Below are 24,926 nucleotides of genomic sequence, written 5' to 3' on the forward strand. Positions count from 1 at the left end.
GAGGCTGCCGGGCGACCGCCGACGACGGCGCCGGCGGCGCACGGAACCCGGAGGTGCACATGCTCGTCGAGGCCCGCTTCCACGGACCGGACGGCTCGGGCAACGGCGGCTGGAGCGCCGGGATCTTCGCCGCGCTGATCGACGACCGGGGGCCGGTGGAGGTCACCCTGCGCCGACCGCCGCCGCTGGACACCCCGCTGACCGCCGGCGACGGCGAGGTGCACGACCCGGAGGGCCGGCTGGTCGCCGAGGTACGCCGGGTCGCGCCGGTCGACGCGGTCGTGCCGCCGGTGGACCGGGCGACGGCCGAGCAGGCCGCGCGGGCGTACCCCGGTCTGGTGGACCACCCGTTCCCCGGCTGCTACGTCTGCGGGCCGACACGCCCGGACGGGCTGCGGATCTTCCCCGGCCGGCTGCCCGACGGGCGGACCGCCGCGCCGTTCCGCGCGCCGGCCGAGGTGGTGCCGGCGACGGTCTGGGCGGCGCTCGACTGCCCGGGCGGCTGGGCGGTGCTCTCCCCCGGCCGCCCGTACGTGCTGGGCCGGATCGCCGCGCAGGTCACCGCGCTGCCGCGGCCTGGCGACGAGTGCGTGGTGACCGGCCTCGCGGTGGGCGGCGAGGGGCGGAAGGCGGAGGTGCACACCAGCCTGTACGGGCCCGACGGCGCCCTGCTCGGCCGGGCCCGTGCCACCTGGGTCGCGGTGCCGGCGGGCTGATCTCCTCCCTGAGGAGGACGGCGCGTACGCATCCCGCCTGATTGACCCCCTTGCGCCGGGTTGGAAGGCTGTGCGGGGCGCCCCCGCAACGGCGCCCCCACCGGCGTGCGTCCAGCGCGCCGGGGCAGGAGAGGAGAATGATGTCCGACGGGCAGCCACGCCCCAGTGCCGCGACCGGCCAGATCATCGTGTCCGGCCTGACCAAGCAATACAAGAACGTCCGGGCGGTCGACAACCTGTCGTTCACCGTCGAGCCGGGCCGGGTCACCGGCTTCCTCGGCCCGAACGGCGCCGGTAAGACGACCACCCTGCGCATGTTGCTCAACCTGGTCACGCCGACCGCCGGCACGGCCACCATCGGCGGCCACCGGTACGCCGACCTGACCGACCCGCTGCGCACGGTGGGCGCGGTGCTGGAGGCGTCCAGCGCGCACAAGGGCCGCACCGGCATCAACCACCTGCGGGTGATCTGCGCGGCGGCCGGGCTGCCGAAGGAGCGGGCGGACGAGGCGCTCGCCCTGGTCGGGCTCTCCCCGGCGGCGAAGCGCAAGTTCAAGGGCTACTCGCTGGGCATGAAGCAGCGGCTCGGGATCGCCGCCGCGATGCTCGGCAACCCGCAGGTGCTGATCCTGGACGAGCCGGCCAACGGCCTCGACCCGGAGGGCATCCGCTGGATGCGCGGCTTCCTCAAGGGGCTGGCCGCCGAGGGTCGTACCGTGCTGGTCTCCAGCCACCTGCTCTCCGAGATGCAGCTGCTCGCCGACGACGTGGTGATCATCGCGGCCGGCAAGCTGGTCCGGCAGGGTCCGGTCGAGCAGGTGATGGGCTCGATGACGCACGGCGCCCGGGTGCGGGTGCGCACCCCGCAGGCGGACGAGCTGGCCGCGGCGCTGCGCGAGCAGTCCGCCACGGTCGACGCCGACCCGCACGGCGCGCTCCTGGTCGGTGGCGTGGACGCGCCGACCGTGGGCCGCGTCGCGCTGGCGGCAAAGGTGGAGCTGCACGAGCTGACCACCGAGCGCCCCGACCTCGAAGGGGTCTTCCTGGAGCTGACGGCCGGAAAGGCGGAGATCCGATGACGCTGGTCCGATCCGAACTGCTCAAGATCCGCACCACCAGCACCTGGTGGATCTTCGCGCTGATCAGCGTTCCCCTGTGGGGGCTCGCGCTGCTCTTCAACTGGCTGCAGACCGACGCGCTGGCCAGCGGCAACGTCGGCGACGTGCCGGCCGACCAGGCCGACCAGGTGCAGGCGGTATCCAGCGCCGACAGCATCGCGGCCAACCTCTACACGAACGGGCAGTTCTTCGGGCTGCTCATCGTGATGCTGCTCGGCATCGTGGTGGTGACCAGCGAGTTCTTCCACCAGACGGTGACCACCACGTTCCTCACCGCGCCGCACCGCACGGCGGTGATGCTGGCCAAGCTGGCCGCCGCCGGTGTGCTGGCGCTGCTGTTCTGGATCGGCACCACGGTGCTCAACCTGATCTTCGCGCCGCTGATCCTGAACGCCACTGACGTCGGCGCGCAGTTCGGCAGCGGGGCGGTCTGGCGCGCGGTGGCCCTCAACGGGCTGGCCTACCTGCTCTGGTCGGTGCTCGGCGTCGGGCTCGGCGTGCTGATCCGCAGCCAGATCGGCGCCACCGTGACCGGCATCCTGCTCTACCTGGGTGGCACCATCGGCGCGGCCATCGCCATCGGCCTGCTGGCGCAGCGGTTCGGCGACTGGATCAACCAGCTCCAGCTGCTGGTGCCGTCGCTGGCCTCCGGCCTGATGGTCAGCGGCGCCGAGATCCCCGGCAACCCACCCCGGTGGGCGGGTGCCGCGGTGCTCATCGGGTACGCGGTGGTGACCGGCGCGATCGGCGTGCTGACGATCCGCCGGCGCGACATCTCCTGAGTCGCCGCGCTCCGTGGCCCCGGCCGGTGACCCCGTGTCACCGGCCGGGGCCGCCGTCGTCTAGCAGGAGTCGCCGGATCACGCAGCGTTTGCCGAACTTCTGGCATCTTCTGTGAAACGGGCCACCAGCCGGAGGCGAGAATGCCTGCGGCAATCGCACGGCGTAGCCTGGGATCCGTCTTCCGTGCCCCGGCGAAGCGGGCACGGGAGCCACCGCGTGACATTCACAACCGCGTGAAAGAGGCGATTAGCGGCCGTGTCGACCCAGCAGACATCGCAGGAGAACCCACTGGCGGGTTTCGGCCCGAACGAGTGGATCGTCGAGGAGATGTACCAGCGCTACCTCGCCGACCCCTCGAGCGTCGATTCGGCCTGGCACGACTTCTTCGCCGACTACCGGCCGGCGCCGGGCTCCGCCACACCGCGCCCGGAGGCGCCGGCCAAGCCGGCCGCCAAGCCCGAGCCCGCGGAGCAGCAGGAGGCCGTCGCCACGGTCACCGAGCAGCCCGCCCCCGCCAAGGCCGCCCCCGCCGCTCCGGCCAAGCCGGCCGCCAAGCCCGCTGCCAAGCCGGCGGCGAAGGCGCCCGAGCCGGCCCCGGCGAAGAAGGCCGCTCCGGCCAAGCCGGCCGCGAAGGCGCCGACCGCGAGCGCCGCCGGCACCACCCCGCTGCGCGGCGTGGCCGCCAAGATCGTCCAGAACATGGACGCCTCGCTCTCCGTCCCCACCGCCACCAGCGTGCGCTCCGTCCCGGCCAAGCTGCTGGTGGACAACCGCATCGTGATCAACAACCACCTGGCCCGCGGCCGTGGTGGCAAGGTCAGCTTCACCCACCTGATCGGGTACGCGATGGTCCGGGCGCTGGTCGAGCACCCGGAGATGAACAACTCCTTCGCCGAGGTCGACGGCAAGCCGGCGATGGTCCGCCCGGAGCACGTCAACCTGGGCATCGCCATCGACCTGGTCAAGCCGGACGGCTCCCGCAACCTGGTCGTGCCGTCCATCAAGGCCTGCGAGCAGATGGACTTCCGGCAGTTCTGGCAGGCGTACGAGGACGTGGTCCGGCGCGCCCGCCGCAACGAGCTGACCATGGAGGACTACTCCGGCACCACCATCTCGCTGACCAACCCGGGCGGCATCGGCACGGTGCACTCGATCCCGCGCCTGATGCAGGGCCAGAGCGCCATCATCGGCGTCGGCGCGATGGAATACCCGGCGCCCTACCAGGGCATGAGCGAGGCCACCCTGGCCGAGAACGCGGTCAGCAAGGTCATCACGCTGACCAGCACCTACGACCACCGGATCATCCAGGGCGCGCAGTCCGGCGAGTTCCTCAAGGTGATGCACGAGCTGATGCTCGGCGAGCGCGGCTTCTACGACGAGATCTTCACCTCGCTGCGGATCCCGTACGAGCCGGTGCGCTGGATGCGCGACGTGGCCGTCGACAGCGAGGGCCAGATCAACAAGACCGCGCGGGTGCACGAGCTGATCCACGCGTACCGGGTGCGCGGCCACCTGATGGCCGACACCGACCCGCTCGAGTTCAAGATCCGCAAGCACCCCGACCTGGACGTGCTCCAGCACGGGCTGACGCTGTGGGACCTCGACCGGGTCTTCCCGGTCAACGGCTTCGCCGGCCAGCAGCGGATGAAGCTGCGCTCGATCCTCGGCGTGCTGCGTGACTCCTACTGCCGCCGGGTCGGCATCGAGTACATGCACATCCAGGACCCGGAGGAGCGGCGCTGGATCCAGGAGCGGGTCGAGCGCAAGTACGAGAAGCCCAGCACCGACGAGCAGAAGCACGTGCTCAACCGGCTCAACGCCGCCGAGGCGTTCGAGACCTTCCTGCAGACCAAGTACGTCGGCCAGAAGCGCTTCTCGCTGGAGGGCGGCGAGTCGCTGATCCCGCTGCTCGGCGAGGTGCTGGAGTCCTCCGCCGAGGCGGGGCTGGACGAGGTCGTCATCGGCATGGCCCACCGGGGCCGGCTCAACGTGCTGGCCAACATCGTCGGCAAGCCGTACGAGAAGATCTTCTCCGAGTTCGAGGGGCACCTCGACCCGCGCTCCACGCAGGGCTCGGGCGACGTGAAGTACCACCTCGGCCAGAACGGCAAGTTCACCACCCCGGACGGCGAGCACGCGGTCAAGGTGTCGGTGGTGGCGAACCCGTCGCACCTGGAGGCCGTCGACCCGGTGCTGGAGGGCATCGTCCGGGCCAAGCAGGACCGGATCGACCTCAAGCTGGAGGGCTACACCGTGCTGCCGCTGGCGGTGCACGGCGACGCCGCCTTCGCCGGCCAGGGCGTGGTCGCCGAGACGCTCAACCTGTCCCAGCTGCGCGGCTACCGCACCGGCGGCACCGTGCACGTGGTGGTCAACAACCAGGTCGGTTTCACCACCGCCCCGGAGTACAGCCGGTCCAGCCTCTACAGCACCGACGTGGCCCGGATGATCCAGGCGCCGATCTTCCACGTGAACGGCGACGACCCGGAGGCCGTGGTCCGGGTGGCCCGGCTCGCCTTCGAGTACCGGCAGGCGTTCAACAAGGACGTCGTGATCGACATGGTCTGCTACCGCCGGCGCGGGCACAACGAGGGCGACGACCCGTCGATGTCCAACCCCGAGATGTACAAGATCATCGACTCGAAGCGGTCGGTCCGGAAGCTCTACACCGAGGAGCTGATCGGGCGCGGTGACATCACCGTGGAGGACGCCGAGGAGCTGCTGCGCGACTACCAGGGGCAGCTGGAGCGGGTCTTCAAGGCCACCCGGGACGCCGCCACCAGCCCGCGCCAGCTCAGCCGCCCGAAGCGGGAGGACGAGCCGGAGCCGCAGGTCGACACCGCCACCGACGCCGCCGTGGTCAAGGCGATCGGCGAGGCGCACGTCAACCTGCCGGAGGGCTTCACCCCGCACAAGCGGATCCAGCAGCTGCTGGAGCGGCGCCGGAAGATGTCCGTCGAGGGCGGCATCGACTGGGGCTTCGGCGAGATCATCGCGTTCGGCTCGCTGCTGCACGACGGCGTGACGGTCCGGCTCGCCGGGCAGGACTCGCGCCGGGGCACGTTCGTCCAGCGGCACGCCTCGGTGGTCGACTCGAAGACCGGCGACGACTACCTGCCGCTGAAGTCGCTCACCGCCGACGGCGAGCGGTCCCGCTTCTTCGTCCACGACTCGCTGCTCTCGGAATACGCCGCCATGGGCTTCGAGTACGGCTACTCGGTGGAGAACGTCAACGCGCTGGTGGCCTGGGAGGCCCAGTTCGGTGACTTCGTCAACGGCGCCCAGTCGGTGATCGACGAGTTCATCTCCTCCGGCGAGGTGAAGTGGGGCCAGCGCTCCGCGGTCACCCTGCTGCTGCCGCACGGCCACGAGGGGCAAGGGCCGGACCACACCTCCGGCCGCCCGGAGCGCTTCCTCCAGCTCTGCGCCGAGGACAACATGCGGGTGGCCATCCCGACCACCCCGGCGAACTACTTCCACCTGCTGCGTCGCCAGGCTCTGTCGCCCAAGCGCAAGCCGCTGGTGGTGTTCACGCCGAAGTCGCTGCTGCGGCACAAGCTCTGCGTGTCGCCGGTGGAGGACTTCACCACGGGCACCTTCCAGCCGGTGCTGGCCGACACCGCCGCCCCGGCGCCGGAGCAGGTGAAGCGGGTGCTGCTCTGCTCGGGCAAGGTCTACTACGACCTGTTCCAGGCCCGGCAGGAGCGGGGCGTCACCGACACCGCGATCCTCCGGATGGAGCAGCTCTACCCGCTGCCCGTCGAGGAGGTCCGGGCCGCGCTGGCGCAGTACCCGAACGCCGAGGACTTCGCCTGGGTCCAGGAGGAGCCGGCGAACCAGGGCGGCTGGTCGTTCGTCGCGCTCAACCTGCTGGAGCACCTGCCCGAGGTCCGGCTGCGCCGCATCTCCCGCCCGTCCGCCGCCGCCCCGGCGGTCGGCTCGGCGAAGATGCACGAGGTCGAGCAGAACGCGCTGATCGAGGCGGCTCTCCCCCGCCCGTGACATCACCCGCAGCGGCCCGCCCCGACATCGGGGCGGGCCGCTGCCGTACGACGAGAGGAACACCGTGTACTTCACCGACCGTGGCATCGAGGAGCTGGTCGAGCGCCGGGGCGACGAGCAGGTCAGCCTGGAGTGGCTCGGCGAGCGCCTGCGGGACTTCGTCGACCTGAACCCCGAGTTCGAGACCCCGATCGAACGCTTCGCCACCTGGCTGGCCCGCCTCGACGACGAGGACGAGGACTAGTCCCCTCCCTCCCGTCTCCCCCGCGATCGTGCGGTTGCGGCCCGGCAAATGCCCGGACGGCGGCTTTTGTCCGGGCCGTAAGTGCAAGATCGACGAGGGCTGGCCGGGGGGCGAAGGACCCGGGCGCGGGTTCGTGCGATCTTGTAGCGTGAGGTCGTGGCGCGCAGCGTGTACCTGACCAGTGTGGGGTCGGGCGGGGGCAAGTCGACGGTGGCGCTCGGGCTGGCCGAGCTGCTGTCCCGACAGGTCGGGCGGATCGGCGCGTTCCGGCCGCTGGTCGCCGGCGACGGCGCCGACCCGATCCTGGCCCTGCTCACCGAGCGCTACCGGATCGAGCTGCCGGTCGGCGAACTGCACGGCGCCACCTATGCCGAGGCCACCGAGCTGGTCGCGAACGGCCGCCGGGAGGAGCTGATCTCGGCGATCGTGGCCCGCTACCGGGAGGTGGAACGACGCTGCCCCGCCGTCGTGGTGGTGGGCAGCGACTTCGCCGACGGCGACGGCGCCGGCCCCCGCGAACTGGCCTTCAACGCCCGGCTGGCGACCGAGTTCGGCAGCGTCGTGGTGCCCGTGGTGGACGGCTTCGGGCAGCCGCCCGAGGCGGTCGCGGCGGCGCTGCGCGGCGCGTACCACGATCTGGCCGACCTCGGCGCGACGGTGGTCGCGGTGGTCGCCAACCGCGTGCCCGGGCCGATGACGCTGCCCGAGCTGCCGGTCCCCGCGTACGCGATCCCGGAGGTGCCGGCCGTGTCGGCGCCGACGGTGGCCGAGGTGGCGGCGGCGCTCGGGGCCACCCTGCTCGCTGGCGACCAGGCCGCGCTGGACCGCGACGTGCTCGACTACGTGGTGGGCGCCGCACACGTGCCGACGCTGCTGGACCACCTCACCGACGGCGCGCTGGTGATCACCCCGGGCGACCGGGCCGACCTGCTGGTCGCGGCCGGCGCCGCGCACGTGGCGGGGCAGGTGTCGCTGGCCGGGCTGGTGCTCACGCTGGGCGAACAACCCGACCCCCGGGCGATGCGCCTGGTCGAGCGGATGAACACCGGGCTGGCCGTGCTGTCGGTGCCCACCGACAGCTACGACACGGTCGAGGCGTCCAGCCGGATCGAGGGCCGCCCCAGCACGGCCAACCCGCGCAAGGTCGACGCCGCGCTGGGCGCGTTCGAGCGCTGCGTGGACACCGACGACCTGGCCCGCCGGCTGCGGGTCACCCGCTCCGCCCGGGTCACCCCGCTGATGTTCGAGAACGACCTGATCGACCGGGCCCGGGCCCGCCGCCGTCGGCTGGTGCTGCCCGAGGGCGCCGAGGAGCGGATCCTGCGCGCGGCGGAGGTGCTGCTGCGCCGGGGTGTCGCCGAGCTGACCCTGCTCGGCCGCCCGGACGAGATCGCCCGACGGACCCGGGAACTGGGCGTCGACGTCGGCGACGCGCAGATCGTCGACCCGGCGACCAGCGAGTGGCGGGACGAGTTCGCCGCCACGTACGCGAAGCTGCGCGCGCACCGGGGCGTGACGCCGGAGCTGGCGCACGACATCGTGGCGCAGCCCAACTACTTCGGCACGATGATGGTGCAGACCGGCCACGCGGACGGAATGGTCTCCGGGGCGACGCACACCACGGCCGCGACCATCCGGCCGGCGTTCGAGATCATCCGGACCGTGCCCGGCGTCTCGGTCGCGTCCAGCGTCTTCTTCATGCTGCTCGCCGACCGGGTGCTGGTCTACGGCGACTGCGCGGTCAACCCGGACCCGGACGCCGCCCAGCTCGCCGACATCGCCATCTCCTCCGCCGACACCGCGGCCCGGTTCGGCATCGAGCCGCGGGTGGCGATGCTGTCGTACTCGACCGGCAGCTCCGGCGCCGGCGCGGACGTGGAGAAGGTCGCGGCGGCCACCGAGCTGGTCCGCGAGCGGCGGCCGGAACTGCTGGTCGACGGCCCGATCCAGTACGACGCGGCGATCGACCCGCAGGTCGCCGCGACCAAGCTGCCGGACAGCCCGGTGGCGGGACGCGCCACGGTGTTCATCTTCCCGGACCTGAACACCGGCAACAACACGTACAAGGCGGTGCAGCGCTCGGCCGGCGCGGTCGCGGTCGGCCCGGTCATGCAGGGCCTGCGCCGGCCGGTCAACGACCTGTCCCGAGGCGCCACCGTGTCCGACATCGTCAACACGGTGGCGATCACCGCCATCCAGGCCGCCGCGGAGGCGTCGGAATGAGCCGCATCCTGGTCCTCAACAGCGGCTCCTCGTCGGTCAAGTACCGGCTGTACGACGGCGACGAGGTGCGCGACAAGGGCACCGTGGAGCGGATCGGCGAACCCGGCGGCGGGCCGGCCGACCACGAGAGCGCGGTCCGGGAGATCATCGAACGGCTCGACCTGACCGGCCTGGCCGCCGTCGGGCACCGGGTGGTGCACGGCGGACGGCGGTTCAGCTCTCCGGTGCTGATCGACGACGCGGTCGTCACCGGGATCGAGGAACTCGTCCCGCTCGCCCCGCTGCACAACCCGGCCAACCTGGCCGGCATCCGGGTGGCCCGGGAGGCGCTGCCGGACACCCCGCAGGTGGCCGTCTTCGACACCGCGTTCCACCACACGCTGCCGGAGGCCGCCGCCACGTACGCGATCGACCGGGAGACCGCCGAGCGCTACGACGTGCGCCGGTACGGCTTCCACGGCACCTCGCACGCGTACGTCTCACGGCGCACGGCGGAGCTGCTCGACCGGCCGTACGCCGAGCTGAACACGATCACGCTGCACCTGGGCAACGGGGCGAGCGCGTGCGCGGTGGAGGGCGGCCGGAGCGTGGCCACGTCGATGGGCATGTCGCCGCTGGAGGGCCTGGTGATGGGCACCCGCAGCGGCGACCTCGACCCGACCGTCATCTTCCACCTGCGCCGCGAGGGCGGGATGGGCGTGGACGAGATCGACGACCTGCTCAACCACCGCAGCGGCCTGCTCGGGCTGACCGGCGTCAACGACATGCGGGAGGTGCTGGCCCGCCGGGACGCCGGTGACCCGCACGCGGCGCTGGCGTTCGACGTCTACTGCCGCCGGATCACCGGCTACGTGGGGGCGTACTACGCGTTGCTCGGGCGGGTCGACGCGATCGCGTTCACCGCCGGCGTCGGTGAGCACGCCGCGCCCGTCCGGGCGGCGTCGCTGGCCGGGCTGGAACGGCTCGGCGTCGCCGTCGACCCGGGCCGCAACGACGGCACGGGCGACCGGGTGATCTCCCCGGCCGGCGCCGAGGTCACCGTGCTCGTGGTCGGCACCGACGAGGAGCGGGAGATCGCCCGCGAGACCCGCGAGGTGCTCGCCGCCTGACCCCAGTCCCGCCTGCCCGACTCAGGACCGCAAACCATGATCGACACCACCTCGCCGAAGTGGCGGGATCATCGGGCCCTGGATGCGGCAACCTCGCCGAACTGGTGTTGATCATGCCCGGCGGAACTAGTAGTGCTTTGTTAGGTCGTTGTGGCGTGTCGCTTGTACGGGCATCGTGGTGGTGTTTGGCTGCGGTGCGTGGATGAGCGGGAACTCGTTCGGGTGCGGGCGCGGTTGGAGGACTTCGCGGCGGGGATCTTCGCGGGGTTGCGGCGCTCGGATCAGCGGGCGACGGGGCTGCGGTATCTGCGGGGGCTGATGCTGGACGGTCGGCGCAAGTCAATGCAGCCGATGGCGCAGCGGCTCGGGGTCGATCATCAGCAGTTGCAGCAGTTCCTGACCTCGTCCACGTGGGACGTCGCTGGCGTGCGGCGGCGGCTGGCCACCGCGGCGGTCGATCTGGTGACGCCCCAGGTGTGGGTGGTCGACGACACCGGATTTCCCAAAGACGGCAAGGCTTCAGCGTGTGTGGCTCGGCAGTACTCCGGCACGCTGGGCAAGGTCGCCAACTGCCAGATCGCCGTCAGCGTCCACGCCGCGGCCGACGCCGCGTCGGCGGTGCTGAACTGGCGGTTGTTCGTGCCGGAGTCCTGGGACGACACCTGCGTGCCCGGCCCGGACGGCAAGCCCGCGAACGCGCACGCCCGCAGGCTGCGCCAGCAGCCGGTCACTCTCGACCAGGCCGGGGCGAAGAAACCACATGTGCGCCAGCAGGTGCCGCCCGCCGAGCAGATCGCGCTGATCCGCCGGCGGCGGGCGGCATCCAAGGTCCCCGACGCCGAGCGGTACCGGCCGAAGTGGCTGATGGCCCTGGAGATGCTCGACGAACTGGCCGCGTGGGGGCTGCGTCCGCCGCTGCTGACCGCTGATGCCGGCTACGGCCAGGTCGCCGAGTTCCGCCAGGGCCTGACCGAACGCGGCATCGGCTACATCGTGGCGACCACCTCGTCCACCACCGCTCAACCCGGCGACGCCCAACCCGTCGAGGTCCCCTACGCCGGAGTCGGCCCCCATCCCACACCGCGCTACCCCCACCCGGCTCGCAGCCTGAAAGACCTGGCCCTCGCCCACGGCGCCGACGCCACGACGTTGGTGCGCTGGCGCGCCCGGCTACCCGCACCCGACCGCACCCCGGACCGGCCAGCCGGTGAACTGTCCGGGCACTTCTTCGCCCTGCGGGTGCGTCCCGCCGGCCGGGTGATCCGACGCGGACCCCACCGCGGTGACGACGGCGTCCTGCCCGAATGCTGGCTGCTCGTGCAATGGCCCCCCGACCAGCACGAACCCAGCGACTACTGGCTGTCCGACCTACCCGCCGACACACCCCTTGCCGAACTGGTCCGCCTGGCCAAAAGCCGCTGGCGCATCGAGCACGACTACCGCGAACTCAAGACCGCCCTCGGCCTCGACCACTTCGAAGGCCGCTCCTGGATCGGCTGGCACCGCCACGTCACCCTCACCGCAGCCGCCCAACTGTTCCTCACCCAACTACGGCTGACACGCCCAAAAGCAGCAGGGCAGACCTGAGCCTCTACGCCGTCCTCCGCGAACTGCAATACCTACTCGCGACCTGGCTCGGGTTCTGCCCCCTCTGCCACCAACTCGTCCCAACCTAACAAAGCACTACTAGGGCGGGAGCGGGAGCGCCGGCCCAGGACGAGCACGCCGGGAGCCGGCTCGCCCGGTCAGCCCAGGGCGAGCCAGGCGACGAGCGCGACGACCACCACGGCGGCGACGGCGAGGCCGGCGATCAACGGCAACCGGGACGGCGGGGCCGCGGCCGCGGCCGGCTCGGGCGCGTCCACGAAGGCGCGGAACTGCGCGGTGTTGCCGCTCGGATCGGTGTAGTTCTCAGCCATGCCGGTGACCCTAGCGAAGCCCGCCGTTCCCACGTGCCCCGCCGTGCCGGCGTCGACGGACCCGGGCGGCCGGCGCGCGCAAACCCGCCCGGGCGGTGGAGGCACGGCCCGGCCGGGTGGCGGAGGCAGCCGGCCCGGACGGCGGGCGCGGCCGGGCCGCTCGGCTGCCTACCGTGCAGGCATGACGGGGCAGCGGCTGGTGGCCGTGCTGATGACGGCGCTGCTGGCCGGCTGCGGGTCGGCCGTCGCCACCACCGGTCCGGTCCCGGCCGGCGTCCGGGCCGCGCCGGAGCGCCCGTACGCGGTGGGGATGCGACAGTTCACCGTCGACCCGGGCGGCGTCCGTCCCCTGCCGGTCACCGTCTGGTACCCGGTGGAGCCGTCCGCCTCCCCCGGCCCGGTCACCGCCCCTCCCGCCGCGCCGGGTGTCCGGGCGGGGGCCCGGGTGGCCGTCGGGCGGTTCCCGGTGGTCGTGTTCAGTCACGGCCTGCGCAGCCTGCCCGCGCTGCACGCGCAGCTGACCACCCGCTGGGCCGCCGCCGGTTTCGTGGTGGCGGCGCCCACCTACCCCCGCACCAACCTGCGCGCCCGGAGCTTCACCCGCGACGACGTCCGCAACCAGCCGGCCGACGCCTGGCGGCTGGTCCGTCACCTGGTCCGCCTGGGCGCCCGCCCCGGTGACCCGCTCGGCGCGCACCTGGCCGTGGACCGGTTCGCCGCCGCCGGGCACTCCGCCGGCGGTCACACCACGCTCGGCATGTTCGCCGCCGGACAGCCGTTCCCGGTACGGGCCGGGATCGTGATCGCCGGTGGCCGGCCGGTCGCCGGAGTCGCCCGGCCGCTCGCGCCGATGCTGTTCGTGCACGGCGGCGCCGATCGCGTCGTGCCGGAGTCGATCGGCCGGGCCGCGTACGCCCGCTGTCTCGGGCCGGCCGCGTTCCTGAGCCTGCCCGGTCAGGGCCACGGCGAGTACCTGAACCCCAACCGACCCGGCTTCCCCCAGGTGCTCGCCACCACCACCGACTTCCTGCGCTGGACGCTCTACGCCGACCGGGCCGCCCTGCGCCGCCTCCCCGCCGACGCCACCGCCCCCGCCCTGACCACCTTCACCACCCGCTCCCTCCCCACCTGACGATCATGAAGTTGACGGCGACAAACCGGACACCGGACACCGCCCACCTCATGATCGACGGTTAGGGTGCGGGCGTGGACGGGGTGGCCGGGCGGCAACTGGACGCGATTCGGGAGGTGGTCGAGCTGGCCGGGGCGGCCGGGATCGAGGTGTGGCTGCGGGGTGGCTGGGCGATGGACTTCCACCTCGGCGCGGTGAGCCGCCCGCACGTCGACGTCGACTGGTACTGCTGGCGCCGGGACGCCGAGGGACTGTCCGCCCGGCTGGGCGCGCTCGGCTGGCGGCCCGACCCGCGGATGCCGGCGGCGACGCAGCTCGACGTGCTCCGGGGTGACGTCGAGCTGAGCTTCGCGTACCTGGACCGGGACGAGGCCGGACGGGTGGTGGTCGGGGCCGGCCCGTGGGCGGGCACTCCCCTGCCGGAGGGGATGCTGGGCGGCCCGTCCGGCCGGATCGGTCCGCTCACCGCGCCGGTGATCAGCGTGGCCGCGCAGATCGAGTTCAAGGAGATGTTCCCGGTCTGGATGCCCGACCGGCCGCGCCGCGCCAAGGACGCCGCCGACCTGGCCCGCCTCCGGGCGTCGACCGGCGGCGGGCCCCCGGTGCGCTGACCCGCCCGGGTCACCCCCGATCGCGAGGCACAATCGAGTTCATGCGCCGTCGTCCCGTCGCCCTGGCCACCGCCGCCGCCCTGTTCGGCGCCGGCCTGACCGGCTGTTCCGAGCCGACCGCCCCGACCGGGCGGCCCGCACCCGACACCCCGCCGACGACCACGGCGCCCACGCCGCGCGTACCCGCCGGGAAGGCGCCCACGAAGAGCTTCGCGGTCGGCGTACGCCAGGTGAAGCTGAACCGCGACGGCGACCGGCCGCTGCCGGTGACGCTCTGGTACCCGGCGGAGGGCGCGGCCGGTGGCGCGGCCGAGCGGTCCGCGCCGGCGGCGGACGGGCGGTTCCCGGTGGTGCTGTTCAGTCACGGCCTCGGCGCCCGGCCGGAGGACTACCAGGTACTGCTCACGCGCTGGGCGGCGGCCGGTTTCGTGGTCGCCGCGCCGCGCTTCCCGCACACCGGCCGGGGTGGCGACGGCAACCCGCTGGACGTGCTCAACCAGCCGGCCGACGTGTCGTACGTGCTGACCCGGGTGCTCGCCCTCGGCGAGAAGGCGGGCGACCGGCTGCGCGGCCGGCTGGATCCGGAGCGGGTCGCCGCGACCGGGCACAGCGCCGGCGGGGTGACCACCATCGGGTTGTTCACCGCCGGGCGGGACGAGCGGCTCGACGCCGGCATCGTCTTCGCCGGCACGGCGCTCGGCGTCGGCACCGCGTTCGCCGGGGCCGCCGCGCCGCAACTGTTCGTGCACGGCGAGGCCGACGAGGTGGTGTCGTACGCGGCCGGCCGGGCCGTCTACGACGCGGTGCCGTGGCCCAAGGCGATGCTCAGCCTGCCGAAGGGCGACCACGGTCGGGCGTTGCTGGGTGACGGCAGGGCGCTGGGCGTGGTCGCCGACACCACCGTCGAGTTCCTGCGCTGGACGCTCTACGGCGACCCGGCGGCGAAGAAGCGCCTCCCCGCCGACGCCGCCAGGGGCGGCCTGGCCACCCTCGACGACCGCCTGTAAGGAAGGGCCCCTTCTTAACGCCTCCGGTAGAGAAGGGGCCCCCTCTTAACACGCCATCCGTCTCAGGCGGTGTGGTCGATGACGACCTTGCCGAAGACCTCGCCGGAGTGCAGCCGGGCGAACGCCTCGGCGATCCCGCTGAACGGCACCACCCGGTCCACCACCGGGCGGACCTCGTGCTCGGCGCAGAACGCGAGCAGTTCGGCCAGCTCGTCCGGGGTGCCCATCGAGGTGCCGAGGATCTCCAGCTGCATGGCGAAGACCCGGCGCAGGTTGACGGCGGGCTCGTGGCCGGCGGTCGCGCCGGAGACCACGATCCGGGCCATCGGGGCGGCCGACTTCAGCGAGTGGTCGAAGGTGGCCGCGCCGACCGTCTCGATCACCACGTCGACCCGCTCGGGCAGGCGGGCACCGGGCTCCAGCGCGGTCGCCCCCAGCTCGGTGATGCGCTCCCGCTTGGCGGCGTCGCGGCTGGTCGCGTACACCCGCTTGCCGAGCGCGACGCCGAGCGCGACCGCCGCGGTGGCGACGCCACCGCCGGCGCCCTGGACCAGCACCGACTCGCCGTCGGCGACCCGGCCCTTGGTGGTGAGCATCCGCCAGGCGGTGAGCCAGGCCGTGGGCAGGCACGCCGCGTCGGTCGCCGACAGGCCGTCGGGCAGCGGCAGCAGGTTCATCCGGGGTACGGCGACCAGCTCGGCGAAGGTGCCCTGGTAGTGCTCGGAGAGGATGGAGACCCCGCGCGGGTCGCCCGGGGTGGGCACCACCGGGTAGATGACCACCTCGTTGCCGTCCGGGTCGGTGCCGACCGCGTCACAGCCGAGGATCATCGGGAGCTGGTCGGCGGTCAGCCCCACGCCGCGCAGCGACCAGAGGTCGTGGTGGTTGAGCGAGCTGGCCCGCACCCGCACGGTGACCCAGTCGTCCTGCGGGTGGGTCGGCTCGGGACGGTCGCCGACGGTGAGCGCGGCGAGCGGGTTGTCGGCGTCGAAGGCCGAGGCATAGGCGGCACGCATGATCGGCACGGTAACAAGCTGAGCGGCCGTTAAGAAGGGGCCCTTCCTCTACCGGAGGCGTTAAGAAGGTGCCCCTCCTTACACCCTCAGCGGCGGGCGACGCCGTCGCGCCGGGCGGCCTCGGCCACCGCGTCGGCGACCGCCGGGGCGACCCGCGGGTCGAGCGGGGACGGCACGATCGCGTCCGCGGTCAGCGACTCGGCGACCACGCCCGCGATGGCGTCGGCGGCGGCCACCTTCATCGCGTCGGTGATCCGGGTGGCGCCGGCGTCCAGCGCGCCCCGGAACACGCCCGGGAAGGCGAGCACGTTGTTGATCTGGTTCGGGTAGTCGCTGCGCCCGGTGGCGACCACCGCCACGTGCCGGGCGGCCACCTCGGGGTGCACCTCCGGGGTGGGGTTGGCCAGCGCGAACACGATGCCGCCGGGGGCCATGCCGGCCACCGCCGCCTCGGGGATCTGGCCGCCGGAGACGCCGACCAGCACGTCCGCGCCGCGCAGCGCCTCGGTGACGTCACCCTCGCGGCCCTCGGCGTTGGTGAGGTCGGCCAGCTCGGCCTTGGTGCCGGTCAGCTCGCGGTGCCGGCCGATGATGCCGCGGGAGTCGCAGACCACCACCCGCGCCGGGTCGACGCCGCCGGCGATCAGCATCTTCGTCACCGCCACCCCGGCCGCCCCGGCGCCGCTGACCGCGACCCGTAGGTCGCCGAGCTTGCGGTTGAGCAGCGTCGCCGCGTTGCGCAGCGCGGCCAGCACGACGATCGCGGTGCCGTGCTGGTCGTCGTGGAAGACGGGGATGTCCAGCGCCTCGTCCAGCCGGCGCTCGACCTCGAAGCAACGGGGGGCGCTGATGTCCTCCAGGTTGATCCCGCCGAACGAGGGCGCGATCGCCCGGACCGCCGCGACGATCTCGTCCACGTCCTGGGTGTCCAGGCAGACCGGCACCGCGTCCACGCCGGCGAACTGCTTGAACAGCACCGCCTTGCCCTCCATCACGGGCAGCGCGGCGCGCGGGCCGATGTTGCCCAGACCGAGCACGGCGGAGCCGTCGGTGACCACCGCGACGGTGTGCGACACCCAGGTGTAGGTGTCGGCGAGGTCGGGGTCGGCGGCGATCGCCTCACACACCCGGGCCACACCCGGGGTGTACGCGAGGGAGAGGTCCTCCCGACTGGTCAGCGGCACCGTCGAGGTGACGGCCATCTTGCCGCCGACGTGCAGCCGGAAGACGGGATCAGCGGGGTCCGGGGTGGACGAAGACATGGTGACTCCAGGATCTGTCGATGCAGACGGACCGGCCGGCGTGGTCAGCGGTGGTCAGCGACCGGCGGGGCGGCGGTGCGGGGGTCACCCGGGCACTTTCCGAGCATAGTCACGCACCGGCTCCCAGGATGTGAGCGGGGTCATATCCGCCGCTACCCCTGCCGGCCCCTGATCCGGGCCGGACGCGGCCACCAGCGGGCCACCACCCGCCCGCGGACGTCGGCCACGCCGTAGGCCCGGGAGTCGTCGGCGACCAGGTCGTTGTCGCCGCGCAGCCACCAGCCGCCGGCGCGCGGTTCGACCGCGCGCTTGACCACCAGCAGGTCGGGGCGGGTGCGGAAGACGGCGACCACCACATCGCCGGGGCGGACCGGCCGGCCACCGGTGCGGACCAGCACCGCGTCGCCGTGGCGCAGCGTGGGCGACATGGACGGGCCGGTGACCAGGACCGGCACCAGCGGGCCGCGCAGCGCGGGCACGGCGTGTTCGTCCACACCTGGCACCGGGTTTCACCTCCCGCCCGCTGGAAAGCATCTCCAGGAGTAGTGTCGTCTTGGATCATCGCAAACATCCCATGGAGGACCCTGATGCGCCTTCCCCGCATCCTCACGCCCCGTGTGACCGCCAGTGCCCACTGTGACCTGCCGTGCGGCGTCTACGACCCGGCGCAGGCCCGGATCGAGGCCGAGTCGGTCAAAATGATCTGCGAGAAGTACCAGGCCAACACCGACCCGGAGTTCCGCACCCGCGCCATCCTGATCAAGGAGCAGCGGGCGGACCTGGTCAAGCACCACCTGTGGGTGCTCTGGACCGACTACTTCAAGCCGCAGCACTTCGAGAAGTACCCGCACCTGCACCAGCTCTTCAACGAGGCCACCAAGCTGGCCGGCGCGGCCGGCGCCAAGGGTGGCACCGACCCGGCCAAGGCCGACGAGCTGCTCTCGAAGATCGACGAGATCTCGAAGATCTTCTGGGAGACCAAGCAGGCGTGACGTCGCCCGTCGCGGCACCGACGATCCGGCCGGTACGTCCCGAGGACGTACCGGCCGTCGTCGCCATGGTGCACGAACTCGCCGAGTACGAGCGCGCCCCGGAGCAGTGCCACCTCACCGCCGAACAGCTCCACGCGGCGCTCTTCCCGGCCGCTCCGGCGCTCTTCGGCCACGTCGCGGTGGACGCGGCCGACGAGCCGGTGGGCTTCGCCCTCTGGTTCCTCAACTTCTCCACCTGGGCCGGCGTGCACGGCATCTACCTGGAGGATCTCTACGTCCGGCCGGCGGCCCGGGGCACCGGCGCGGGTCGGATGCTGCTGGCCACCCTCGCCGGGATCTGCGTCGAGCGCGGCTACGAGCGCCTCGACTGGTGGATGCTGCACTGGAACCCGGCGGCCCGCTTCTACGCCTCGATCGGGGCCACGCCGATGGACGAGTGGACCCCGTACCGGCTCACCGGACCCGCGTTGCGCGAGCTCGCCGCGCAGTCGACGCCCGCACCCACCCACCCGGCCGCCTGACCGGGTAGAGTCCCGCACCGGGGGGATGAGGCGTGACTCAACTGACCGGGCAGCCGACGACGGACGACGACGTCGTGCACCTCACCGTGCCCGCCGACGGTGGTTACCTCGGCGTGCTCCGCACCGCGACGGCCGGCCTCGCGGCCCGGCTCCAGTTCGCCCTCGACGAGATCGAGGACTTGCGCATCGCCGTCGACGAGGCGTGCGCCATGCTGCTCGCCATCGCGACCCGGGACGCCGAGTTGGAGTGCCGCTTCGCGGTCACCGAGGACGCGCTGACCGTCGAGGTGACCGTGCCGACCGTGCGAGGGGCCACGCTCCCGTCCGAGTCGTCCTTCGCCTGGAAGGTGCTCACCGCGTTGACCACCTCGGCCGGCGCTCACGCTGCCGACGGCCGGGCCACCATCTCGCTGCTGACCCGTCGCGCCCGCGGCTACTGACCCACCGGGAGCTGCCGCAGGGGCGGCCGTCAGGGGGTCGGGTCGCCGAAACCGAGCGCCCGGTTGGTCGGGCCGCTCACCAGCAGACCCACCATGCCGAGCCCGAGCGCGATGAGCGGCAGCCCGAGCCAGCCCAGGCCGCCCTCGATCATGAACCAGCCGACCGGCAGCAGCATGAGCTGGAGCACGATGGCCGGCGCGCGGGCGCCGGCCCGCCGACGCGACAGCGCCCCGCCGAGAGCCCAGAGCGCGACCGCGCCGCCGACGGCGAACGCGGTCACGAGCAGCGCCGAGGCCAGATCGGTGGTCCGTGCGGTGAGGTCGGACCAGATCAGCCACGCCGCGACCAGCCCGAGCGCCACCGCCTCGGCGCGCAGCAGGAGCACCGCCGCGCGGAGCGGGCCGGGGGTCGGGTCGGAGTCGATCGTCACGGGCGCCACGATACCGGTGGGTAGTCGCGGTACAGTGCCGCCCATGCGGGCCGTCCTGGTGGTCAATCCGAAGGCCACCACCACCAGCGAACGCAGCCGGGACGTGCTCGTCCGGGCGCTGCGCAGTGAAGTCGACCTGTCGGTGCGGTACACCCGCCGACGGGGCCACGCCATGGATCTGGCCCGGGAGGCCGCCCAGGAGGGCGTCGACCTGGTGGTCACGCTCGGTGGCGACGGCACGGTCAACGAGGTGGTCAACGGGTTGATGGCGGCCGAGCCGCCGACGTTCCGCACCGGGCAGACCTCGGCCGAGCGGTTGCCGGCGCTGGCGACCGTGCCCGGCGGCTCGACCAACGTCTTCGCCCGCGCCCTCGGGTTGCCCCGCGAGTGGCCGGACGGCACCAGCATGATCCTGGAGGGGTTGCGGCTGGGCCGGTCCCGCACCATCGGGCTGGGTCGGGCGGACGACCGCTACTTCACGTTCTGCGCCGGCTTCGGGCTCGACGCGGCGGTCATCCGCCGGGTGGAGCAGGCCCGCAAGCGGGGTCGGGTCTCCACCCCGGCGCTCTACTTCCGGTCCACCGCGAGCCAGTACTTCGTCGGCTCGGACCGTCGGCATCCGCCGATCACGCTGGAGCGGCCGGGTGAGGCGCCAGCGACGGAGTTGGCCACCGCCATCATCCAGAACACCGCGCCGTGGACGTACCTCGGCGACCGGGAGATCAACCCGAATCCGGAGGCGTCGTTCGACCTCGGGCTGGACGTGCTCGCCATCCGGCAGCTCAAGGTGGCCAGCACCGCACGGACGGTGACCCAGTTCTTCTCCCGGAAGCCCGATCCGCACGGCAAGCAGGTGCTCCGGCTGCACGACGTGGCGGAGTTCACCCTGCTCGCGGCGCGTCCGCTGCCGTTCCAACTGGACGGCGACTACCTCGGCGAGCGGGAAAAAGTCAGATTTACCTCCGTGCCGGCCGCACTCAGAGTAATCTGCTAGGTCTCGGGTATCCCAGTCGGTTGACGCGGACCCCCCGCCGCGCGGGTGCGGTGGCCGCCACGCCGAGGAAGGGTGCCGGAAATGTCAGCAACGTCACGCAGACCGTACTATATTGATCCTCGACTGTGGCACGCCGGGTAACGAGAGACTTCGGAAACCCGGACAAATGGGTGGTGAGCCCGCTCACTGTTCGGAGTTTTTCCGAGCGTCACCCTTGACATCGCTGTAGTTCGTGAAAGTATTCACAAGCGAACTCGTGTTACCGGGACATTGCCTGGATATGCTCGGCAGGTTGAGCTGTTCCAGCAGGTCCAGGGGCCCGCAGCCTGCTCACGCAGCGCCGAATTGATGGATGCTGACCGTCACCTATCGGCAATGCGGATGCATATAGGAATAGCAACGAAGCGTTATCTGGCCATCCACTAAGAATGAGGAGTGTTGCCGCCATGGACTGGCGCCACGATTCGGTCTGCCGCGACGAGGACCCGGAGCTGTTCTTCCCGATCGGGACGTCCGGTCCGGCTCTCCTGCAGGTGGAGCAGGCGAAGGCCGTCTGCCGGCGCTGCCCCGTGACCGACCAGTGCCTGCAGTGGGCGCTGGAGTCCGGTCAGGACGCCGGCGTCTGGGGTGGGATGAGCGAGGAGGAGCGCCGCGCGGTGAAGCGCCGCGGCGGTCTCCGGGTGCTGCGCGCTCACTCCGCCTGACCCGCACACGCGAGACGCCCCGGCCGGGATTCCGGCCGGGGCGTTCTGCTGTCCCGAGGCGCTCAACGCGCCGCCGCGTCCACCCGCCGACGCACCAGGTCGGCGAGTTCCGGCAGATCGGTGAGCGGGTCGGCGACCGCCACCGCCCCGGCCGAGCGGGCCGCCGCGCGTACCCCGTCGTGGAACCGGCCCGGGGCCAGGAAGTAGGCCGCCACCGCGACCCGACCGGCCCCCGCCGCGCGCAGCCGCGCCACCGCGCCGCCGACCTCCGGGGGCGCCGCCGAGGCGTAGGAGACACGGCAGGGCAAGCCCAGGCCGGCGCCGAGCGCCGCGGCGACCCGACCCACCGACGCCCGCGCGGCCGGGTCCCGGGTCCCGGCCGCGGCCAGCACCACCGCGTCCAGGTCGCCCGGGTCGTCCCCGGCGGCCTCGGCCAGCCGGCGTCGCAGCCCGGCCAGCAGCCGGCCGTCCACCGTGCCGCCGGTCGGCCCCAGCACGTCGGTCACCCGCACGTCGAGGTCCGCGCCGGCCGCCGCCACCGCCGCCGGGATGTCCACCTTCCGGTGGTACGCGGCGGTGAGCAGCAGCGGCACCAGCACCACCCGGGAGTGCCCGTCGGCGGCCAGGCCCCGCAGCACCTCGGTCGGACCGGGGTCGGTGTGGTCGAGCCAGCTCGGCAGCACCGGGCGGCCGGGACACGCGACCGCCACCGCCCGGGCCAACGCCCGGGTGGCCTCGGCCGCCCGGGGATCGCGGCTGCCGTGCGCCACCAGCACCACCGGTGGCGCGGCCGTCAGGTGTGCAGGCCGCACTCGGTCTTCTCGAACATCGCCCACCGGCCGGCCCGGGGGTCCTCCCCCGCCTTGGTCCGGCGGGTGCACGGCCAGCAGCCGATCGAGCCGTAGCCCCGGGCGAACAGCTCGTTGACCGGGATGTCGTGGCGGGCCACGTACGCGTCCACCTCGCGCTGCGTCCAGGCGGCGATCGGGTTCACCTTGACCTTGCCGCGACGCGGGTCGAAGCCGACCACCGGCGTGTTCGCGCGGGTCGGCGACTCGTCCCGGCGCAGCCCGGCGGCCCAGGCGTCGTACCCGGCGAGCGCCCGCTCCAGCGGTTCCACCTTGCGCAACTGGCAGCAGTCGTCCGGGGACCGGTTGAACAGGCGCGGGCCGTACTGGCCGTCCTGCTGCCCGACGGTCATCCGGGGCCGGATCGAGCGGACCCGCACCGGCATCCGCCGGGCCACCTCGTCGCGGACCCGCAGCGTCTCCGGGAAGTGCAGCCCGGTGTCCAGGAACACCACGTCCACCCCGGGGGCGACCCGCGAGACCAGGTGCGCCAGCACACCGTCGGCCATCGAGCTGGTCACGCAGAACCGCTCGCCGAACGTCTCCACCGCCCACCGGGCGATCTCCAGCGCGGGCGCGTCCGCCAGCTCCCGCCCGGCCTCCTCGGCCAGCAGACGCAGCTCCTCCGGGTCGCGCCGGGCCGGGTCGGCCGCTCCGCCCGCGCCGACCAGGCCCAGGCCCGCGGCGGAGACCAGGCCACTCACCGGGTCACCGCCCGGCCCAGCAGACCGGTGAACCTCACCGAGAAGACCCGCGCGCAGGCGTGGCACTCCCAGGCGCCGTGCCCGGCCTCGTGCGGTCGCAGGTCCTCCTCCCCGCAGTAGGGGCAGTAGAGAGGCGCGGATCGGGCATCACTCATCGGAGCTCCTCCTCGTCGACTCTGATCACCCAGCGGGCGAAGGTCTCGCCCTCGGTCCGGCCGGCCAGGTAGCGGCGGGCCAGCCGTTCCACGTACTCCGGAAGGTCGTCGGCGGTGGTCTTCAGGCCGCGCAGCTTGCGGCCGAAACCGGCGGTCTGGCCGGCGGCCATGCCGAGGCCGCCGCCGAGGTGCACCTGGAAGCCCTCGACCTGCCGGCCGTCCGGGCCGACCACGAGCTGGCCCTTGAGCCCGATGTCCGCGACCTGGGTGCGGGCGCAGGCGTTCGGGCAGCCGTTGAGGTGGATGGAGATGTCCGCGTCGAAGTCGCGCAGCCGCTCCTCCAGCCGGGCCACCAGCTCCTCGCCGCGCCGCTTGGTCTCTACGATGGCCAGCTTGCAGAACTCGATGCCGGTGCAGGCCATGGTGCCGCGCCGCCAGGCCGACGGCCGGGCCTCCAGGCCGATCCCACGCAGCGCCGTCACCAGGGACTCGGTCCGCTCCGGCGCCACGTCCAGCACCAGCAACTTCTGGTACGGGGTGAGCCGTACCCGGTCACTGCCGTGCGCCTCGACCACGTCGGCGAGCTGCGCCAGCTGGGTGCCGGAGACCCGGCCCACCACGGGCGCCGCGCCCACGTAGTTGGCGCCGTCGCGCTGCGGGTGCACGCCGATGTGGTCGACCGGCTTCGCCGGCAGCTCGGCGGCCGGGCCGTCGAGCAGCGCGCGGCCCAGGTATTCCTTCTCCAGCACCTCGCGGAAGCGCTCCACGCCCCAGTCGGCGACCAGGAACTTCAGTCGGGCCCGGTTGCGCAGCCGCCGGTAGCCGTAGTCGCGGAAGATGCCGACCACGCCCGCCCACACGTCCGGCACCTCGTGCAGCGGCACCCAGACGCCGAGCCGCTTGGCCAGCATCGGGTTGGTGGAGAGCCCGCCGCCGACCCAGACGTCGAAGCCGGGGCCGTGCTCGGGGTGGTCGACGCCGAGGAGCGCGATGTCGTTCGCCTCGTACGGGGTGTCGACCAGCCAGGAGATCGAGGTCTTGAACTTGCGGGGCAGGTTGGAGAACGCCTTGTCGCCGACGTACCGGCGGACGATCTCGTCGATGGCCGGCGTGGGGTCGAGCAGCTCGTCGCGGGCCACCCCGGCGACCGGGCTGCCGAGCACGATCCGGGGGCAGTCGCCGCACGCCTCGGTGGTCTGCAGGCCGACCGACTCCAGCCGGCGCCAGATCTCCGGCATGTCCTCGACCCGGATCCAGTGGTACTGGATGTTCTGCCGGTCGGTGATGTCGGCGGTGTCCCGGGCGAACTCGCGGGAGATGTCCGCGACCACGCGCAGCTGGGCCAGGTTGAGCTGGCCGCCGTCCACCCGGACCCGGAGCATGAAGAACTCGTCCTCCAGCTCGTGCGGCTCCAGCACCGCGGTGCGCCCGCCGTCGATGCCGGCCTTGCGCTGGGTGTAGAGCCCCCACCAACGGAACCGGCCGCGCAGGTCCTGCGGGTCGATCGAGGCGAAGCCCCGGTGGGCGTAGATGTTCTCGATCCGGTCCCGCACGTTGAGCGGGTCGTCGTCCTTCTTGATCCGCTCGTTGGGGTTGAGCGGCTCACGGTGCCCGAGCGCCCACTGCCCCTCGCCGCGTGGCCGGCGGGGCGCACGGGCGGCAGGCGCCGGGCTGTCGGGACGGGTCGGGGTGCTGCTGACCGCCATCGCGGCGTCCTCCATCGGTCTGCTGTGGTGCCTGGAGCGCGGACGCGGCGGCCGGCCCTGAGAAGGGCCGTGGACGGCGATGTCGATGACGGCCGGCGCGAGTACGCGCCCGAGACGGAAGGGTCGGGCGTCGTCAGTGGGCCGGACAGATCGCGCTGCGCACGCGGCCGTAGTCGACGTGGCGACGGGCCACGAAGCGGCGGACGACAGCGGCGGTCATGGGCCTCATGCTGCCACACCACCGTCCCACCGACCACCGCCCGCCCCGGTGATCCCACATCACGGGCGC

General features: G+C 72.9%; 25 protein-coding genes. 16 read left to right on the forward strand and 9 right to left on the reverse strand.

The window, feature by feature from the left end:
• Positions 1-59: 59 nt before the first annotated feature.
• The 8 genes from ACN27B_RS04395 (at position 60) to ACN27B_RS04430 (ending at position 11,782) form a co-directional block, all read left to right on the forward strand.
• Positions 60-716 (forward strand): hypothetical protein, encoded by a 657-nt coding sequence (locus ACN27B_RS04395; RefSeq protein WP_422745845.1) that lies wholly within the window; start codon positions 60-62, stop codon positions 714-716.
• Positions 717-853: 137 nt separating this feature from the next.
• A complete protein-coding gene (locus ACN27B_RS04400) occupies positions 854-1,795 on the forward strand; it encodes an ABC transporter ATP-binding protein (protein WP_369700213.1) in 942 nt (313 codons plus the stop codon).
• Complete coding sequence (locus tag ACN27B_RS04405) at positions 1,792-2,616, forward strand: ABC transporter permease (protein WP_099163808.1); 825 nt, start codon at positions 1,792-1,794, stop codon at positions 2,614-2,616. Before ACN27B_RS04400 ends, ACN27B_RS04405 begins: the two co-directional genes overlap by 4 nt.
• Positions 2,617-2,872: 256 nt before the next feature.
• Positions 2,873-6,619: a multifunctional oxoglutarate decarboxylase/oxoglutarate dehydrogenase thiamine pyrophosphate-binding subunit/dihydrolipoyllysine-residue succinyltransferase subunit gene (locus tag ACN27B_RS04410; RefSeq protein WP_099163807.1), complete on the forward strand. Its 3,747-nt coding sequence runs from the start codon at positions 2,873-2,875 to the stop codon at positions 6,617-6,619.
• Positions 6,620-6,683: 64 nt separating this feature from the next.
• Positions 6,684-6,863 carry a DUF6104 family protein gene (locus tag ACN27B_RS04415; RefSeq protein WP_091570976.1) on the forward strand — a complete coding sequence of 60 codons (180 nt, stop codon included), beginning with the start codon at positions 6,684-6,686 and terminating at the stop codon, positions 6,861-6,863.
• Positions 6,864-7,019: 156 nt separating this feature from the next.
• Entirely contained in the window at positions 7,020-9,086 is a 2,067-nt protein-coding gene (pta, locus tag ACN27B_RS04420) for a phosphate acetyltransferase (protein WP_099163806.1), read from the forward strand.
• Positions 9,083-10,195, forward strand: coding sequence for an acetate/propionate family kinase (locus ACN27B_RS04425; protein WP_099163805.1), 1,113 nt, complete (start codon positions 9,083-9,085; stop codon positions 10,193-10,195). Before pta ends, ACN27B_RS04425 begins: the two co-directional genes overlap by 4 nt.
• A gap of 198 nt (positions 10,196-10,393) precedes the next feature.
• Positions 10,394-11,782 carry an IS701 family transposase gene (locus tag ACN27B_RS04430; RefSeq protein WP_422742705.1) on the forward strand — a complete coding sequence of 463 codons (1,389 nt, stop codon included), beginning with the start codon at positions 10,394-10,396 and terminating at the stop codon, positions 11,780-11,782.
• A 158-nt stretch (positions 11,783-11,940) separates the two neighbouring features.
• On the opposite strand, the gene ACN27B_RS04435 is transcribed toward ACN27B_RS04430, so the two are convergent.
• The gene (locus ACN27B_RS04435) at positions 11,941-12,114 is read right to left on the reverse strand and encodes a hypothetical protein (RefSeq protein WP_422743609.1); all 174 of its coding nucleotides are present in this window, start codon (positions 12,112-12,114) and stop codon (positions 11,941-11,943) included.
• 181 nt (positions 12,115-12,295) lie between these two features.
• Between ACN27B_RS04435 and ACN27B_RS04440 the strand changes: the two genes are divergently transcribed.
• The 3 genes from ACN27B_RS04440 (at position 12,296) to ACN27B_RS04450 (ending at position 14,864) form a co-directional block, all read left to right on the forward strand.
• Positions 12,296-13,246 carry an alpha/beta hydrolase family protein gene (locus tag ACN27B_RS04440; RefSeq protein ID WP_422743611.1) on the forward strand — a complete coding sequence of 317 codons (951 nt, stop codon included), beginning with the start codon at positions 12,296-12,298 and terminating at the stop codon, positions 13,244-13,246.
• Between the two features lie 74 nt (positions 13,247-13,320).
• Positions 13,321-13,857: a nucleotidyltransferase domain-containing protein gene (locus tag ACN27B_RS04445; RefSeq protein WP_422743613.1), complete on the forward strand. Its 537-nt coding sequence runs from the start codon at positions 13,321-13,323 to the stop codon at positions 13,855-13,857.
• A 41-nt stretch (positions 13,858-13,898) separates the two neighbouring features.
• On the forward strand, positions 13,899-14,864 hold the full coding sequence (locus tag ACN27B_RS04450) for an alpha/beta hydrolase family protein (protein ID WP_099163802.1): 966 nt from the start codon (positions 13,899-13,901) through the stop codon (positions 14,862-14,864).
• A gap of 62 nt (positions 14,865-14,926) precedes the next feature.
• Here ACN27B_RS04450 and ACN27B_RS04455 read toward each other — a convergent pair whose 3' ends face one another.
• From ACN27B_RS04455 to ACN27B_RS04465, 3 genes are all read right to left on the reverse strand, one after another.
• The gene (locus ACN27B_RS04455; protein ID WP_172967929.1) at positions 14,927-15,889 is read right to left on the reverse strand and encodes a zinc-binding dehydrogenase; all 963 of its coding nucleotides are present in this window, start codon (positions 15,887-15,889) and stop codon (positions 14,927-14,929) included.
• A 77-nt stretch (positions 15,890-15,966) separates the two neighbouring features.
• Positions 15,967-17,142 (reverse strand): NAD(P)-dependent malic enzyme, encoded by a 1,176-nt coding sequence (locus ACN27B_RS04460; RefSeq protein ID WP_422743615.1) that lies wholly within the window; start codon positions 17,140-17,142, stop codon positions 15,967-15,969.
• A gap of 152 nt (positions 17,143-17,294) precedes the next feature.
• Positions 17,295-17,645, reverse strand: coding sequence for a S26 family signal peptidase (locus ACN27B_RS04465; RefSeq protein WP_253866177.1), 351 nt, complete (start codon positions 17,643-17,645; stop codon positions 17,295-17,297).
• A gap of 84 nt (positions 17,646-17,729) precedes the next feature.
• On the opposite strand from ACN27B_RS04465, the gene sodN reads away from it, so the two are divergent.
• The 3 genes from sodN to ACN27B_RS04480 are packed head-to-tail and all read left to right on the forward strand — an operon-like array spanning position 17,730 to position 19,095.
• On the forward strand, positions 17,730-18,134 hold the full coding sequence (gene sodN, locus ACN27B_RS04470) for a superoxide dismutase, Ni (protein WP_089155059.1): 405 nt from the start codon (positions 17,730-17,732) through the stop codon (positions 18,132-18,134).
• Positions 18,131-18,655 (forward strand): GNAT family N-acetyltransferase, encoded by a 525-nt coding sequence (locus ACN27B_RS04475; RefSeq protein WP_099163799.1) that lies wholly within the window; start codon positions 18,131-18,133, stop codon positions 18,653-18,655. The genes sodN and ACN27B_RS04475 overlap by 4 nt, the downstream gene beginning before the upstream one ends.
• Before the next feature lie 32 nt (positions 18,656-18,687).
• The gene (locus tag ACN27B_RS04480) at positions 18,688-19,095 is read left to right on the forward strand and encodes an ATP-binding protein (RefSeq protein WP_091570942.1); all 408 of its coding nucleotides are present in this window, start codon (positions 18,688-18,690) and stop codon (positions 19,093-19,095) included.
• A gap of 29 nt (positions 19,096-19,124) precedes the next feature.
• On the opposite strand, the gene ACN27B_RS04485 is transcribed toward ACN27B_RS04480, so the two are convergent.
• Positions 19,125-19,526: a hypothetical protein gene (locus ACN27B_RS04485; RefSeq protein ID WP_099163798.1), complete on the reverse strand. Its 402-nt coding sequence runs from the start codon at positions 19,524-19,526 to the stop codon at positions 19,125-19,127.
• Between the two features lie 43 nt (positions 19,527-19,569).
• On the opposite strand from ACN27B_RS04485, the gene ACN27B_RS04490 reads away from it, so the two are divergent.
• Together ACN27B_RS04490 and ACN27B_RS04495 are read left to right on the forward strand one after the other, a co-directional pair.
• Complete coding sequence (locus tag ACN27B_RS04490) at positions 19,570-20,520, forward strand: diacylglycerol/lipid kinase family protein (RefSeq protein ID WP_099163797.1); 951 nt, start codon at positions 19,570-19,572, stop codon at positions 20,518-20,520.
• Positions 20,521-20,966: 446 nt separating this feature from the next.
• Positions 20,967-21,224, forward strand: a complete 258-nt coding sequence (locus tag ACN27B_RS04495; RefSeq protein ID WP_013288358.1) for a WhiB family transcriptional regulator — start codon at positions 20,967-20,969, stop codon at positions 21,222-21,224.
• Positions 21,225-21,286: 62 nt separating this feature from the next.
• Here the strand turns inward: ACN27B_RS04495 and ACN27B_RS04500 are convergent, their stop codons facing one another.
• Genes ACN27B_RS04500 through ACN27B_RS04515 form a run of 4 tightly spaced genes read right to left on the reverse strand, consistent with a single transcriptional unit; the run spans position 21,287 to position 24,637 of the window.
• On the reverse strand, positions 21,287-22,036 hold the full coding sequence (locus ACN27B_RS04500) for a sirohydrochlorin chelatase (protein ID WP_422743620.1): 750 nt from the start codon (positions 22,034-22,036) through the stop codon (positions 21,287-21,289).
• Positions 22,018-22,776 carry a phosphoadenylyl-sulfate reductase gene (locus ACN27B_RS04505; RefSeq protein WP_091570927.1) on the reverse strand — a complete coding sequence of 253 codons (759 nt, stop codon included), beginning with the start codon at positions 22,774-22,776 and terminating at the stop codon, positions 22,018-22,020. The genes ACN27B_RS04500 and ACN27B_RS04505 overlap by 19 nt, the downstream gene beginning before the upstream one ends.
• On the reverse strand, positions 22,773-22,931 hold the full coding sequence (locus ACN27B_RS04510; RefSeq protein ID WP_172967928.1) for a hypothetical protein: 159 nt from the start codon (positions 22,929-22,931) through the stop codon (positions 22,773-22,775). The genes ACN27B_RS04505 and ACN27B_RS04510 overlap by 4 nt, the downstream gene beginning before the upstream one ends.
• Positions 22,928-24,637: a nitrite/sulfite reductase gene (locus tag ACN27B_RS04515; protein WP_355522189.1), complete on the reverse strand. Its 1,710-nt coding sequence runs from the start codon at positions 24,635-24,637 to the stop codon at positions 22,928-22,930. The genes ACN27B_RS04510 and ACN27B_RS04515 overlap by 4 nt, the downstream gene beginning before the upstream one ends.
• Positions 24,638-24,926: the final 289 nt, after the last annotated feature.

Source organism: Micromonospora sp. WMMD754, from assembly GCF_049315235.1.
GTDB classification, from domain to species: domain Bacteria; phylum Actinomycetota; class Actinomycetes; order Mycobacteriales; family Micromonosporaceae; genus Micromonospora; species Micromonospora sediminicola.

What these genes read in the sequence shown, in the direction of transcription:
- ACN27B_RS04395 (WP_422745845.1), top strand. Translation starts at nt 60, where the DNA reads ATGCTCGTCGAGGCCCGCTTCCACGGACCGGACGGCTCGGGCAACGGC.
- ACN27B_RS04400 (WP_369700213.1), top strand. Translation starts at nt 854, where the DNA reads ATGATGTCCGACGGGCAGCCACGCCCCAGTGCCGCGACCGGCCAGATC.
- ACN27B_RS04405 (WP_099163808.1), top strand. Translation starts at nt 1,792, where the DNA reads ATGACGCTGGTCCGATCCGAACTGCTCAAGATCCGCACCACCAGCACC.
- ACN27B_RS04425 (WP_099163805.1), top strand. Translation starts at nt 9,083, where the DNA reads ATGAGCCGCATCCTGGTCCTCAACAGCGGCTCCTCGTCGGTCAAGTAC.
- ACN27B_RS04435 (WP_422743609.1), bottom strand. Translation starts at nt 12,114, where the DNA reads ATGGCTGAGAACTACACCGATCCGAGCGGCAACACCGCGCAGTTCCGC.
- ACN27B_RS04440 (WP_422743611.1), top strand. Translation starts at nt 12,296, where the DNA reads ATGACGGGGCAGCGGCTGGTGGCCGTGCTGATGACGGCGCTGCTGGCC.
- ACN27B_RS04450 (WP_099163802.1), top strand. Translation starts at nt 13,899, where the DNA reads ATGCGCCGTCGTCCCGTCGCCCTGGCCACCGCCGCCGCCCTGTTCGGC.
- ACN27B_RS04460 (WP_422743615.1), bottom strand. Translation starts at nt 17,142, where the DNA reads ATGTCTTCGTCCACCCCGGACCCCGCTGATCCCGTCTTCCGGCTGCAC.
- sodN (WP_089155059.1), top strand. Translation starts at nt 17,730, where the DNA reads ATGCGCCTTCCCCGCATCCTCACGCCCCGTGTGACCGCCAGTGCCCAC.
- ACN27B_RS04490 (WP_099163797.1), top strand. Translation starts at nt 19,570, where the DNA reads ATGCGGGCCGTCCTGGTGGTCAATCCGAAGGCCACCACCACCAGCGAA.
- ACN27B_RS04495 (WP_013288358.1), top strand. Translation starts at nt 20,967, where the DNA reads ATGGACTGGCGCCACGATTCGGTCTGCCGCGACGAGGACCCGGAGCTG.
- ACN27B_RS04510 (WP_172967928.1), bottom strand. Translation starts at nt 22,931, where the DNA reads ATGAGTGATGCCCGATCCGCGCCTCTCTACTGCCCCTACTGCGGGGAG.
- ACN27B_RS04515 (WP_355522189.1), bottom strand. Translation starts at nt 24,637, where the DNA reads ATGGCGGTCAGCAGCACCCCGACCCGTCCCGACAGCCCGGCGCCTGCC.